9 protein-coding genes are annotated in these 13,905 nt (G+C 57.8%); 8 read left to right on the top strand and 1 reads right to left on the bottom strand.

The features are described 5' to 3' along the window. Window positions 1–247 precede the first annotated feature (247 nt). The gene (gene glpK / locus AC27VJ_RS20250; protein ID WP_488685510.1) at window positions 248–1,741 is read right to left on the bottom strand and encodes a glycerol kinase GlpK; all 1,494 of its coding nucleotides are present in this window, start codon (window positions 1,739–1,741) and stop codon (window positions 248–250) included. Window positions 1,742–1,900: 159 nt separating this feature from the next. On the opposite strand from glpK, the gene AC27VJ_RS20255 reads away from it, so the two are divergent. The 8 genes from AC27VJ_RS20255 (at window position 1,901) to AC27VJ_RS20290 (ending at window position 13,736) form a co-directional block, all read left to right on the top strand. Beyond that, a complete protein-coding gene (locus AC27VJ_RS20255; RefSeq protein ID WP_488685511.1) occupies window positions 1,901–2,677 on the top strand; it encodes a 3-hydroxybutyrate dehydrogenase in 777 nt (258 codons plus the stop codon). 24 nt (window positions 2,678–2,701) lie between these two features. Further along, window positions 2,702–4,168 (top strand): xanthine dehydrogenase small subunit, encoded by a 1,467-nt coding sequence (gene xdhA / locus AC27VJ_RS20260; RefSeq protein WP_488685512.1) that lies wholly within the window; start codon window positions 2,702–2,704, stop codon window positions 4,166–4,168. A gap of 188 nt (window positions 4,169–4,356) precedes the next feature. Further along, window positions 4,357–6,696, top strand: coding sequence for a xanthine dehydrogenase molybdopterin binding subunit (gene xdhB / locus AC27VJ_RS20265; protein WP_488685513.1), 2,340 nt, complete (start codon window positions 4,357–4,359; stop codon window positions 6,694–6,696). 209 nt (window positions 6,697–6,905) lie between these two features. Continuing rightward, window positions 6,906–7,763 (top strand): xanthine dehydrogenase accessory protein XdhC, encoded by an 858-nt coding sequence (gene xdhC / locus AC27VJ_RS20270; RefSeq protein ID WP_488685514.1) that lies wholly within the window; start codon window positions 6,906–6,908, stop codon window positions 7,761–7,763. A gap of 224 nt (window positions 7,764–7,987) precedes the next feature. Continuing rightward, window positions 7,988–8,881, top strand: a complete 894-nt coding sequence (locus AC27VJ_RS20275; RefSeq protein ID WP_488685515.1) for a LysR substrate-binding domain-containing protein — start codon at window positions 7,988–7,990, stop codon at window positions 8,879–8,881. 101 nt (window positions 8,882–8,982) lie between these two features. Next, entirely contained in the window at window positions 8,983–10,230 is a 1,248-nt protein-coding gene (puuD, locus tag AC27VJ_RS20280; protein ID WP_488685516.1) for a urate hydroxylase PuuD, read from the top strand. After that, window positions 10,227–11,534 carry a guanine deaminase gene (gene guaD, locus AC27VJ_RS20285; protein WP_488685517.1) on the top strand — a complete coding sequence of 436 codons (1,308 nt, stop codon included), beginning with the start codon at window positions 10,227–10,229 and terminating at the stop codon, window positions 11,532–11,534. Before puuD ends, guaD begins: the two co-directional genes overlap by 4 nt. A 246-nt stretch (window positions 11,535–11,780) precedes the next feature. Beyond that, window positions 11,781–13,736 carry a methyl-accepting chemotaxis protein gene (locus AC27VJ_RS20290; RefSeq protein WP_488685518.1) on the top strand — a complete coding sequence of 652 codons (1,956 nt, stop codon included), beginning with the start codon at window positions 11,781–11,783 and terminating at the stop codon, window positions 13,734–13,736. The last annotated feature ends 169 nt before the right edge of the window (window positions 13,737–13,905 follow it).

A 13,905-nucleotide genomic window follows, 5' to 3' on the forward strand; every position in this document is an offset into this window, starting at 1 on the left:
CGATCCGTCACCAGCGCAGCAAATCTACCCAACATCGCCTGGTTACCAGCCTTTTGTCTTCAGCGTTGCCTGAACGCGATTTCGCGAATACCAGCCGACCATCCTCACACCGGGTGAGCCTCAATCGGGACCGAAACGACACTCCTGTCGATTTTATTCAATTGCCGAATTTACGACTTAACTCATTAAGAAATGGTGTTGCACCGCTGCGCGCCGGGACCGACACGCAGCCTTGGTGGTGCGGATATCAGACTTTGCTCAGCGTTCGCTGCACAGCGTTCTTCCAACCCTTGATCTTGCGTTCGCGGGTTTCATCGTCCATCTGCGGCTCGAAGCGCTGGTCGCGCGACCATGCCTGCGAAAACGCCTTCATATCCGGCCACACGCCCGCCTTACTGCCCGCAAGCCATGCCGCGCCCAGAGCCGTGGTTTCCAGAATGACCGGGCGGTCCACCGGCGCATCAATGAGGTCGGACAGGCGCTGCATCGTCCAGTCAGACGCCACCATGCCGCCATCCACACGCAGAACCGTGTCGCCATTGGCGTTTTTCCAGTCCTTGTGCATGGCGTCCAGCAGGTCGCCCGTCTGGTAGCAGACGGCTTCGAGTGCCGCGCGCGCAAACTCCGCCGGACCTGTGCCGCGCGTCAGCCCGAACATCGCCCCGCGTGCATCCGCGTCCCAAAAGGGCGCGCCGAGGCCAACGAAAGCCGGTACCAGATAAACATCCTGCGTAGGATCTGCCTTTTCGGCCAGCGCGCCGGTTTCCGATGCCGAACCGATGACCTTCAGCCCGTCGCGCAGCCACTGCACGGCAGCACCCGCGACGAAGATGGAGCCTTCGAGCGCATAGATCGTCTTGCCATCCAGCCGGTAGGCAATGGTCGTCAACAGCCGGTTTTTGGAACGAACCATGTCTTCGCCGGTGTTGAGAAGCGCAAAGCAGCCGGTGCCGTAGGTGGACTTCAGCATGCCGGGTTCGAAACAGGCTTGCCCGATGACGGCAGCGTGCTGATCTCCCGCGACGCCGAGAATGGGGATCGGCGCGCCGAACAGTTCTTCATCCGCAACGCCGAATTCGGCAGCGCAATCCAGCACCTCGGGAAGAACCGACGCTGGCACGTCGAGAATTTCGAGAAGCTGCTTGTCCCAGACATTCTTTTCGATGTTGAACATCAGCGTGCGAGACGCATTCGTGGCGTCAGTTACAAATGACTTGCCGCCCGTCAGCCGCCAGATCAGGAACGTATCGACCGTGCCGAAGCAAAGTTCACCCTTTTCGGCACGCTTGCGTGCACCCTTGATCTTGGAGAGAAGCCAGGACAGCTTGGTGCCGGAAAAATACGGGTCGAGCAGAAGGCCGGTTTTCTTGACGAAGGCTTTTTCGTGACCGTCTTTTTTCAGCTTTTCGCACAGCTTGGCGGTGCGCCGGTCCTGCCAGACAATGGCATTGTGCAGCGGCTTGCCGGTGTCGCGTTCCCACAACAGCGTGGTTTCGCGCTGGTTGGTAATGCCGATGGCCGAGATGTCGGAGGCTTTCAGCTTGGCTTTTTCCAAGGCCTGCTTGATGGACCAGATGACGCTTTCCCAGATTTCTTCAGGGTCATGCTCCACCCAGCCTGAGTCTGGAAAAATCTGGCGGAACTCCTTTTGTCCCGTTCCTGCCACCTGCATGGAGCCATCGAAAACAATGGCACGCGTCGATGTCGTGCCTTGGTCGATGGCGAGAATATAGCCGCCCATTCATGCCTCCCGGAATTCAATGTCGCGCAACACAATATGAGCAGCCCGTAAAGTCAAGCCACGGCAAGTGCGCGCTGTTGTGAAATCCGATTGCCAGTTCCCCCGGTTTAAGCATAACCTGATGTAAAGCGTTGCAACGTTGGGTAAAAAGGGGGACGCATGCATCGGACTGTTATAGTAACCGGCTCTACCAGCGGTATTGGTCTGGCCATCGCGCAGGCATTCGCGAATGATGGCTGCAACGTCATGCTGAACGGTTTCGGCGACGAGCACGAAATCGAGGACACACGCCTTTTGATGGAGGCCGAAAGCGGCACGCGTGTTCTCTACCACCCGGCGGATATGACCAAGCCGGATGAGATTGCCGATCTGGTCAAAACCACCCACGAGAAAATGGGTGCGGTGGATATTCTGGTCAACAATGCCGGTGTGCAGCATGTCGCCCCGGTGGAGGAGTTTCCGCCGGAGAAATGGGACCAGATCATCGCCATCAATCTGACCAGTTCTTTCCACACCATGCGAGCTGTCATTCCGCTGATGAAGGCGGCGGGAAAAGGTCGCATCATCAACATCGCCTCGGCCCACGGGCTGGTCGCCTCGCCGTTTAAATCTGCCTATGTGGCGGCAAAACATGGTATTATCGGCCTGACGAAATCCGCAGCGCTGGAGCTTGCCGAAACCGGAATTACCGTCAACGCCATCTGCCCCGGCTATGTGCTGACCTCTCTGGTGGAAAAACAGATACCCGATACGGCCAAGGCACGCGGCATCAGCGAGGACGAGGTGAAGAACGATGTTCTCCTGCGGCTGCAAGCAACGAAGGAATTCGTAAAGGTCGAGGACATCGCGGCAACCGCGATCTTCCTGGCCAGTGATGCGGCCAAGCAGATCACCGGCACGCATATTTCCATCGATGGTGGCTGGACCGCCCAATAATCAAAACGCATACGAAGGCACGGCATGAAAGACGCAATCAGCTTCATCCTCAATAACGAGACCGTTTCTCTTAGGGATTTCGGCCCAACGGAAACGCTGCTCGATTATCTAAGGCTGCAAAAACGATTGACCGGCACCAAGGAAGGCTGCGCCGAAGGCGACTGCGGCGCCTGCACCGTACTGGTCGGGCGGCTGATGGATGGCTCGCTGCGCTATGAAACCGTCAATGCTTGCATCCGCTTCATGGGCTCACTGCACGGCACCCACATCGTCACCATCGAGCATCTGGCTGGCAAGGATGGCGTGCTGCATCCGGTTCAACAGGCGATGGTGGATTATCACGGCTCGCAATGCGGCTTCTGCACGCCCGGCTTTGTCATGTCGCTTTATGGCCTCTGGCTGACGAGCAACAAGCCATCGCGCGCCGATATCGAAAAAGCCCTGCAGGGCAATCTCTGTCGCTGCACCGGTTACGAGCCGATCATCCGCGCGGCTGAAAGCGTGACGGCTGCCAAGCCCAGCACCCTGTTTGACCCGATAGAGCGCGACCGCGCCAGCATCATGTCCCGCCTCTGGGCCATCCCGCTCAACGAGACGATTACCGTCACCAAGGATGACTGTCGCTCGATCATTCCGGGCAACCTGCCGGAATTCGCAGCCGCCTACGCTGCCGAGCCAAAGGCGACCATCGTTGCTGGCTCCACCGATGTCGGCCTGTGGGTGACAAAGCAGATGCGGGCGCTGAACCCGGTCATCTTCATCAATCACCTGAGCGAGCTGCAATCCATCTCCGTCGAAAACAACGGAATTTCGATAGGCGCTGGCGTAACTTACAGCCACGCCTTCACCGTTCTCGCAAAGCACATTCCGCCCTTCGCCCGCCTGATCGACCGAATCGGCGGCCAGCAGGTGCGAAATATGGGCACCATCGGCGGCAACATCGCCAACGGCTCTCCCATCGGCGATACGCCACCCTCTCTAATCGCACTCGGCGCAACGCTGACCCTTCGCTCCGCATCCGGCAGCCGCACCATGCCGCTCGAAAAATACTTCATCGACTATGGCAAACAAGACCGTTTCTCCGGCGAGTTTGTGGAGAAGATTTTCGTGCCGATCCCGGCTGACGATGTGCATTACGCGGTCTACAAGATTTCCAAACGCCGCGATGAGGACATCTCCGCACTCTGCGCCGCCTATCATTTGAAGCTGGATGGGGCAGGCAATGTGGAGGATATCTGCATCGCCTTCGGCGGCATGGCGGCAACGCCGAAGCGTGCTGCAAAGCTGGAACAGGTTCTGATGGGCCAGCCATGGACCATGGAAACCATCGAAGCGGCCCGCGATGCAATCGATGAGGATTTCCAGCCGCTGACGGACTGGCGCGCGACGGCGGAGTACCGGATACTGACGGCGAAGAACCTGCTGACACGGTTCTTTCTTGAGACATCCGGCGAGCGCCAGGAATTGCAGCGGTTCGAGGAGATGGCGTGATGATGAAAAACGGCCAATCCGCTCTCCCCCTCATTCCTGTGCTTGTCACAGGAATCCAGTTCGCCCAAGTCTTTGGGCGAGAAAGAGTCATTCACGGCGCAGACGCGCCGTGGCTGGATTCCTGTGACGAGCACAGGAATGAGGGAGAGGTTTGTTCTACCTTTCAAACAGAAAGGGAGGCCTGAGCCATGGACACCAACACATTCGAGCGCACCAAAACCGCTGTCGATGGCAAGATGCACGCATCGTTGCGGCATGATTCAGCGCACAAGCATGTCACCGGAAGTGCCGAATATATCGATGATATTCCCGAACCGGCGGGTATGATCCACGGTGCCATCGGCATGGCGGATCGCGCCCACGCCGAAATCATCGCTATGGACTTGTCTGAGGTCGAGGCAACGTCCGGCGTTCTCTGGGTGATGACGGGCAAAGATGTGCCCGGCGAAAACGATGTCTCATCCGGCGGTCGTCACGACGAGCCGCTGCTGGCGGAAAAGCTGGTGGAGTTTCACGGTCAGCCGATCTTTGCCGTGTTTGCCGAAACCCGCGACATTGCCCGCAAGGCAGCGCGCAAGGCGAAGATCACCTACAACGACCTGCCGCATTGGAGCGATATCGACGGCGCCACGGAAAACGGCGAACCGCTCGTCACCCCCGGCATGACGCTTCAGCGTGGCGAAGCCGAGCTGGAAATGGACGTCGCCCCGCGCCGCCTGACCGGCACGATGCGCATTGGCGGGCAGGAACATTTCTATCTCGAAGGCCACATCGCCATGGCGGTGCCGGGCGAAGACGATGACGTGACGGTGTGGAGTTCCACCCAGCACCCCAGCGAAATCCAGCATATCGTCAGTCACATTCTGCAGGTGCCATCTAATGCCGTCACCGTGCAGGTGCGGCGCATGGGTGGTGGCTTCGGCGGCAAGGAAACGCAGGGCAACCAGTTTGCGGCGCTTTGCGCCATCGCCGCCAAGAAGCTGAAACGCGCCGTCAAAATCCGCCCCGACCGCGATGAGGACATGACCGCCACCGGCAAGCGCCACGATTTCCGCGTCGATTATGAGGTGGGTTTCGATGACGAAGGCCGCATTCACGCGGTGGACGCCACCTATGCCGCCCGCTGCGGTTTCTCCTCAGACCTTTCAGGCCCAGTCACCGACCGCGCGCTGTTCCATGCGGATTCCAGCTATTTCTATCCGCATGTAAAACTGCAATCGAAGCCCTTGAAAACGCACACGGTTTCCAACACTGCCTTCCGTGGCTTCGGCGGCCCGCAGGGCATGCTGGGGGCGGAACGCTTTATCGAGGAAATCGCCTATGCGGTGGGCAAAGACCCGCTGGAAATCCGCAAGCTGAACTTTTACGGCCAGGAGGGCTCGGGCCGCACGACCACCCCCTACCATCAGGAAGTCGAAGAAAACATCATCGCCCGCATCGTCGAAGAACTGGAAACCTCCAGCGACTATCAGGCGCGGCGACAGGCGATCATCGAGTTCAACAGTACCAGCCCTATCATCCGCAAAGGTATTGCGCTGACGCCGGTGAAGTTCGGCATCTCCTTCACCATGACCGCCTTCAATCAGGCCGGCGCGCTGGTGCATGTCTATAATGATGGCTCCATTCACCTCAACCATGGCGGCACGGAGATGGGCCAGGGCCTTTACACCAAGGTCGCGCAGGTCATCGCCGATGCGTTTCAGGTGGATATCGACCGCGTCAAGATCACCGCGACCACCACGGGCAAGGTGCCCAACACATCCGCCACCGCTGCCTCTTCCGGCACGGACTTGAACGGCATGGCCGCCTATGATGCTGCCCGCCAGATCAAGGAGCGGCTGGTCAAATTCGCGATGGAAAAATGGAATGTAGGCGAGGACGAAGTCACGTTTCTACCAAACCGCATTCGCGTGGGAACGGAAGAAATCGGCTTTAACGACTTCATCAAACAGGCCTATTTCGCCCGCGTCCAGCTTTCCGCCGCAGGCTTTTACAAGACGCCGAAAATCCACTGGGACCGGGCCGCAGGCAAAGGTACGCCGTTCTATTACTTCGCCTATGGCGCATCCGTCTCGGAGGTCTCCATCGATACACTGACCGGCGAATATATGATGGAGCGCACCGACATTCTCCACGATGTCGGCAAATCGTTGAACCCGGCCATCGATATCGGCCAGGTCGAAGGCGGCTTCATTCAGGGCATGGGCTGGCTGACGACAGAAGAATTGTGGTGGGATGCGAAGGGCCGCCTTCGCACCCACGCCCCCTCAACCTACAAAATCCCGCTGGCCTCCGACCGCCCGAAAATCTTTGACGTGAAGCTGGCGGAATGGGCTGAAAATGCCGAGCCCACCATTGGCCGCTCCAAGGCCGTAGGTGAGCCGCCGTTCATGCTGGCGATTTCGGTCCTGGAAGCGCTATCGATGGCCGTGGCCAGCGTTGCGGATTACAAGGTCTGCCCAAGGCTGGACGCGCCAGCGACGCCTGAGAGGGTGTTGATGGCGGTGGAGCGGTTGAGGAAGGTGTGAGGTGATGAGGCAAGCCTTGAGTTTGCGGCAAAACCCCCTCTGGCCTGCCGGCCATCTCCCCCACAAGGGGGGAGAAACCGTGGGGCGAGGTCTTCCTCTCAATCACCAAGCGCTTGAGGGATGGAGACAGCGCGGCATATCTTCTCCCCCCTTGTGGGGGAGAAGGCCGGCAGGCCAGAGGGGGCTCGCGGGCTCCGAGGCCAACGCCCATGCCTGACACCCCCATCTCCGCTTTTCTCGACGAATCAATGCCCTCCATCCTCATCGAAATCAGCTCCGTCAAAGGCTCCGCCCCGCGCGAAGCCGGAACTTTCATGCTCGTGTCAAACACCGACATCTGGCAAACCATCGGCGGCGGGCAGTTTGAATATATGGCCATCGACCACGCCCGCGCCATGCTGGCGTGCAAGACAGTCATCGACACCATGGACATCCCACTCGGCCCGGAAATCGGCCAATGCTGCGGCGGGCGCACATTGCTGACATTCACCAAGGTCACGCCCGCAATCGCCGAAGGGCTGAAGCAGCGACTGGCGCAAGAGCACCAATCCCAACCCGCCGTCTTCATTTTCGGCGCTGGTCATGTGGGCAAGGCTCTGGCGCAGGCATTGGCCCTCCTCCCCCTCTCCATCACCGTCATCGAAACGCGGCGTGAGGAACTGGCGGGCCTACCTGAAACCGTGTCATCCCACCTCACCGCCATGCCCGAAGCAATGTTGAAAGCCGTTCCAGTCGGTGGCACGGTCATCGTAGTCACCCACGATCACGCGCTGGATTTCCTGATCGCCAGGGAAGCGCTCGCCCGCGACGATCTGGCCTATGTCGGTATGATCGGCTCCAAAACCAAACGCGCCACCTTCGCGCATTGGCTGGAGCGCGAAGGCGTGCCAGCGTCCGCGCTGGAGCGACTGGTGCTGCCCATCGGCGGCAATGTCGTCAAAGACAAACGTCCCGTCGTCATAGCGACCTTGGTAGCATCCGAAGTGCTTCACGCAATTCATCGCTTTGCCGCTCTCGCCCCGGCCCGATCTGATCGCGACCATCCAGCAGGCCAAGATCACGCTTGATGTGGTCTTGCATTTCGTCTTCCTGAGACGGACTCAGTTGGACCGATTTCCGGGAAAACCAGTCCAAAATCCAGGCGCGCGCAAATAGCCGTGGCCAGACGCTGAAAGCGGCTGTACGCATATCATTTCTCCAAAGTTCTTTTGATGCTATGGAGAAGGAATGCTCCTGTTTTCATGGAAAAACCAATGAAACTTCTGATCAAATGGATAAAGAGAACTTATCCATGAAGCTATCCCGCAACGTTCCCTTGAATGCCATGCGCGTGCTGGAAAGTGCCGCCCGTCACCTCAGTTTCACAAAGGCGGGCGAAGAGCTTGGCATGACGCAGACGGCAGTGAGCTACCAGATCAAATTGCTGGAAGACTTCGTTGGCGCACCGCTGTTCCTGCGCAAGCCACGGCAGGTGGCGCTGACCCAGACGGGTGAATTACTTGCAGGCCGCGCGACGCAAGCCTTTGGCATTCTGGCAACGGCATTGGAAGAGGCGCGCAACAGGACGGCAGATGTTCTCATCATCTCATGTACCACGACGTTTGCCCATCAATGGCTGGCCAAACGCCTGGGCGTGTTTCAGGCACGCCACCCCAAAATCTCGTTGCAACTGTGTCTGTCCAACGAGATCGTGGATTTCGCCCATACCAATGTCGATATCGGCATTCGCTGGGGCAAAGGCAACTGGCCGGGCGTCATTGGTCGGCGCATCATGCGACTGGATTTCGCACCCGTCGTCAGCCCGAAGCTGGCCGCGACCATCGGCGGTTTGAAGCATCCGGCCGATATTCTAAAACTGCCCATTGTCAGCCCCAATGACCGCTGGTGGAAACACTGGTTTGCGGAAGCGGGCGTGACGGAAACCGATCTCGACAGCCGAACCGGTAGCGATTTCGGCATCCAGAATCTGGAAGCGCAGGCAGCGATTGCGGGTCATGGCGTCGCCATCGTCAATCCCGTGCACTTCGCTGAAGACATCGCCTCCGGTCGCCTGCTTCAACCCTTCGACTTGGTCTGCAACGACGGGCATGACTACTGGATCGTCTATCAGGAGGGCCGCCGCAATGTCGCAAAGATCAAAGCTTTCAGTGAATGGATGGAGGAGGAGTTTCCGACGGAGACGTGAAGGCCACTGTTTACCCTCAACAAATCTGTCGGTTTCGCAGGTTCCCTCTTTTCTGACGGTCGAATTTCTCGCACAGTGCGGTGCAACGTCAGGGGAACATAATGTACGAATATGCCATTGCGTGGGAATGGATGGCCTTTGCCGTCCGCTGGGTGCACGTCATCACCGCCATTGCCTGGATTGGCTCGTCCTTCTATTTCATCGCGCTCGATCTAGGGCTGGTGAAGCGCCCGAACATGCCGCCGGGTGTTTATGGCGAAGAGTGGCAGGTGCATGGCGGCGGTTTCTACCATGTGCAGAAATATCTGGTCGCGCCAGCTTCGATGCCGGACCATCTGACATGGTTCAAATGGGAAAGCTATGCCACTTGGCTCTCCGGCTTCGCCATGCTGTGTGTCGTCTATTATGGCGGCGCGGATCTGTTTCTCATCGATCATTCCGTACTGGAACTGACGCAGTTTCAAGCCATCTGTCTGTCGCTGGCGTCACTCGCCATCGGCTGGGTGTTTTACGATTTGCTGTGCAAATCACCCATCGGCAACAACACCTGGGGCCTGATGGCCGTGCTCTACATTGCACTGGTGGCGATGGCATGGGGCTATACGCAAATCTTCACCGGTCGCGCCGCCTTCCTGCATCTGGGCGCGTTTACCGCCACCATCATGTCGGCCAATGTCTTCATGATCATCATCCCCAATCAGAAGATCGTCGTCGCAGACCTTATCGCAGGTCGCACGCCGGACCCGAAATATGGCCGCATCGCCAAGCAGCGCTCACTGCACAACAACTACCTGACGCTGCCCGTCATCTTCTTCATGCTGTCGAACCATTACCCGCTGGCCTTCGCGACGCAGTTCAACTGGCTCATCGCAGCCCTCGTATTCCTGATGGGCGTCACCATACGCCACTGGTTCAACACCACCCACGCCCGCAAGGGCAGACCCACATGGACGTGGCTGGTCACAGCGCTGATCTTCATCGTCATCATGTGGCTTTCCACCGTGCCGAAAGTGCTGACCGGCGAGCAGGAACAAAAAGCAGCCAAACTTTCGCCCACCCAGCAGCTTTTCGCAGCAGACGTGCATTTCGCCTCGGCGCGGGACGTGGTGCAGAGCCGCTGTTCCATGTGCCATGCGGTAGAGCCAGTCTGGGAGGGTGTTCCCTTCACGCCGAAATCGGTCAAACTGGAAACGGATGCGCAAATTGCCTTCCATGCGCGGGAAATCTATTTACAGGCAGGCCGCAGCCATGCGATGCCCCCCGGCAATATCACGGCGATCACGCCGCAAGAACGCAAGGTGCTGACCGCATGGTATGAGAGCGCCGTGTCCCAAGGAAAAACGGAATGAGCATGCTTCTGCTGCGCGGACGACTTCTAAGCTTCAATCGCGCGCCGCACTCCATCGATGATACGGCCAGTTACCTCTATATCGAAGACGGCGGTCTGCTGCTGGAAAACGGCAAGATCAGCGCCATCGGCGACTACGCGGATATCCGTGCCCAAGCACCCGAAGATGTCGAGGAAACGGATCACCGCCCTCACCTCATCGTACCGGGCCTGATCGATTTGCATATGCATTTCCCGCAGATGCAGGTCATAGGCTCCTACGCCGCGAACCTGCTGGAATGGTTGAACACCTATACGTTCCCGGAGGAATGCCGCTTCGTGGAAAGCGCGCATGCCCAGCGCATCGCCACCCATTTCTATGACGAACTGATCCGCCATGGCACCACGACGGCTGCGGCCTATTGCTCCGTGCACAAAACATCCGCCGACGCTTTCTTTGCCGAAGCCATGAAGCGCAATATGCTGATGGTGGGCGGCAAGGTCATGATGGACCGCAACGCGCCGCAAGGCCTGCTGGACACGCCCGAACTCGGTTACGATGAAACCCGCCAAGTCATTGCAGACTGGCACGGCAAAGGCCGCAACCACGCCGCCATTACACCCCGCTTCGCCATCACCTCGACACCGAAGCAGATGGAAGCAGCGCAGGCTCTGGCGCAGGAATTTCCCGATCTCTTCATCCAGACGCATCTCTCCGAAAATCTGGACGAGATCAAATACACCTGCGAACTCTATCCTGATGCCATCGATTACACGGATATCTATGTCCGTTACGGCCTGATGGGCAAAAAGACCCTGCTCGGCCACGCCATCCACCTGTCGGATCGTGAGGCCGATGTTCTCTCGGAAACCGGCGCAGTGGCCGTACACTGCCCCACGTCCAACCTCTTCATCGGCTCCGGCCTGTTCCCGATGAAAAAGCTACAACGGCGTGAAAAGCCTGTTCGTATCGCCGTGGCGACCGACATCGGCGGCGGATCGAGCTACTCCATGCTGCGCACCATGGACGAAGCCTACAAAATTCAGCAACTGCTGGGAGAACGTTTAAACCCGCTGGAAAGCTGGCACCTGATGACCCGCGGCAATGCCGAAGCTCTATCCATGGTTGACCGCATCGGCACGCTGGATGCGGGTACGGATGCGGATATTACTGTGCTAAATGCAGCATCCACACCGGCAATGGCACTCAAAATGGAAGTAGTGAACAGCTTGACGGAAGAGCTGTTTCTTATGCTGACCATGGGCGATGATCGCACTGTGGTTGAAACCTATATTGCCGGCGAACCTAAGAAAAACATACTATAAGTTGCCGACATAGCGAAAACTATTTCAAAAAAACCCGGAAAATGAAATTTAATTATATTTAAACTATAACTAACTAAGCATATAGGCGACAGAGCATAGATCAGGTTGCCATGATGGCGCGCACCATCTGTCATTCTTCACATCTACGCCGAATCCCCTGCAGCAGAGTCTTTTCGCTCGACTGGTTCCCAGTCGCCATGCTCCCTGCTTCGTGTTCGCGACTTCAAAATCGAACCGCGAGGAAATATGTCATTTCTTAAAAATGCGAGCATTCGCACGAAAATTCTTACCTTAATCCTCCCCCTTTGCGTGGTGGGCTTGAGTGCCACAGCCTTCGTATCAAACCGGTACAAGGAAGCGGATACGAGCTACTCAGATTTCATCTCCAATGACGCAGGTGCAAGCGTGGAGATGTCGCGTGTCAACCGAAATGTCGTGGCCACAGCCTATGCGGCCTATCAAATCCTGACATATCGCCAGGAAGATGCAGCCATGAAAACGGCTGTGGATTTTTACAACGATAGCAAAAGCAAGCTCTTCCAACGCCTTCAGCACACGAAGGAACTTCTTCCGCGCGAAAGTGCTGCGATTGATAAAATCATCGAGAGAAGCAAGGACGTTGTGGCACTGACCGACCAGGCCGTGCAGTTGGGACAGGCAGACAAGGACGAGCCTGCAAGAGCGGCTCTGGCAAAAGCAGACACTTTGATCCTGCCTTTGACGACAGATAATGCAACGTTTCTGGATCAGATACTGAAAGCGGTAGCGGCAAGAAGCGACGAGCTGACAGACCAGACGAACTCCACCATTTTCACTTCCTTGATGGTCGTCGGCATCACATTCGCCCTCGGCATCATCGCCTCTCTCATCGTTGCTGCCAAGGGCATTACGACGCCTATCGCATCCTTGCGCGAACGCATGATTTCGCTGGCCCAGGGTCAGACGGCTGCACCTGTTGAAGGTCAGGATCGTAAGGACGAAGTCGGCCAGATGGCAAAGGCCGTTTCCGTCTTCCGCGACAATGCTCTTGAAAAAATTCGGATGGAAAAAGAAGCTGACGCCAATCGCAGCCTTTCCGAACAGGAACGCGTCGAGCGTGAGGCCCAGAAGGCAAAAGACGCTGCCGACACGCAGTTCGCTGTCGATCAGCTTGCCAAGGGTCTCGACCGTCTTGCAGATGGTGACGTCGCCTATCGCATCGAAACGCCTTTCGTTGCTCATCTCGATACGCTGCGCAACAACTTCAACGGCTCGGTCGCCAATCTGAATGACGCGCTGCATGCCGTCGGCCAGAATGCCCGTGGTATCGATGCCGGTGCCAACGAAATCCGCTCCGCCGCTGACGATCTGTCCAAGCGCACGGAGCAGCAGGCTGCATCTGTTGAAGAAACAGCCGCCGCTCTGGAAGAAATCACCACCACGGTGAAGGACAGCAGCAACCGCGCTGAAGAAGTCGGCCATCTGGTTGCCAAGGCCCGTGATGGCGCAGAAAAGTCAGGCGCAGTCGTGCGTCAGGCCGTGACCGCCATGAACGAGATCGAACGCTCGTCCGGCGAAATCACCAACATCATCTCCGTCATCGATGAAATCGCCTTCCAGACCAATCTTCTGGCCCTGAATGCAGGCGTTGAAGCCGCCCGCGCCGGTGAAGCCGGTAAGGGCTTTGCGGTTGTCGCACAGGAAGTGCGTGAACTGGCACAGCGTTCGGCAAAGGCTGCAAAGGAAATCAAGGCGCTGATCACCACCTCCGGCGAACATGTGCGCTCGGGCGTCAATCTGGTCGGTGAAACCGGTCGTGCACTGGAAGTGATCGTCACGGAAGTTCAGGAAATCAACCGCCACATCAATGCCATCGTGGAATCCTCCCGTGAGCAGTCGGTTGGCCTTCAGGAAATCAACACCGCCGTCAACACGATGGATCAGGGCACGCAGCAGAATGCCGCCATGGTCGAGCAATCGACAGCAGCCAGCCACAGCCTTGCCAAGGAAGCGGCATCTCTCAACCAGCTGCTATCGCGCTTCAATCTTGGCAATGGCGCAGGCGCAAGCCGCTCTGCCCCAGCGTCCGCACCCGTCCGCTCGGCCTCTGCCGCATCCAGACCGGCACCATCTCCGGCTCGTGCACTGGGCCGTAAGATCGCCGGTGCCTTCGGTGGTGGTTCCGCCGCAGCGGTTGCACAAGATAGCTGGGAAGAGTTCTGATCGATCTTAAGATCGTAAAGTTCAAAGACTGCGGGTGGCTCTGTCGCCCGCAGTCTTTTTTTGTCTCGGCCTTGCTCGAAGATTTTTCTAAAATAAGGCCGGGTTGACCGAAATTTTGAATAACACTCGGCTTCTAAATCATGATATTGGCGATGAACATTCAGATGTG

The organism is Agrobacterium sp. 20P9.1.2 (genome assembly GCF_057799395.1).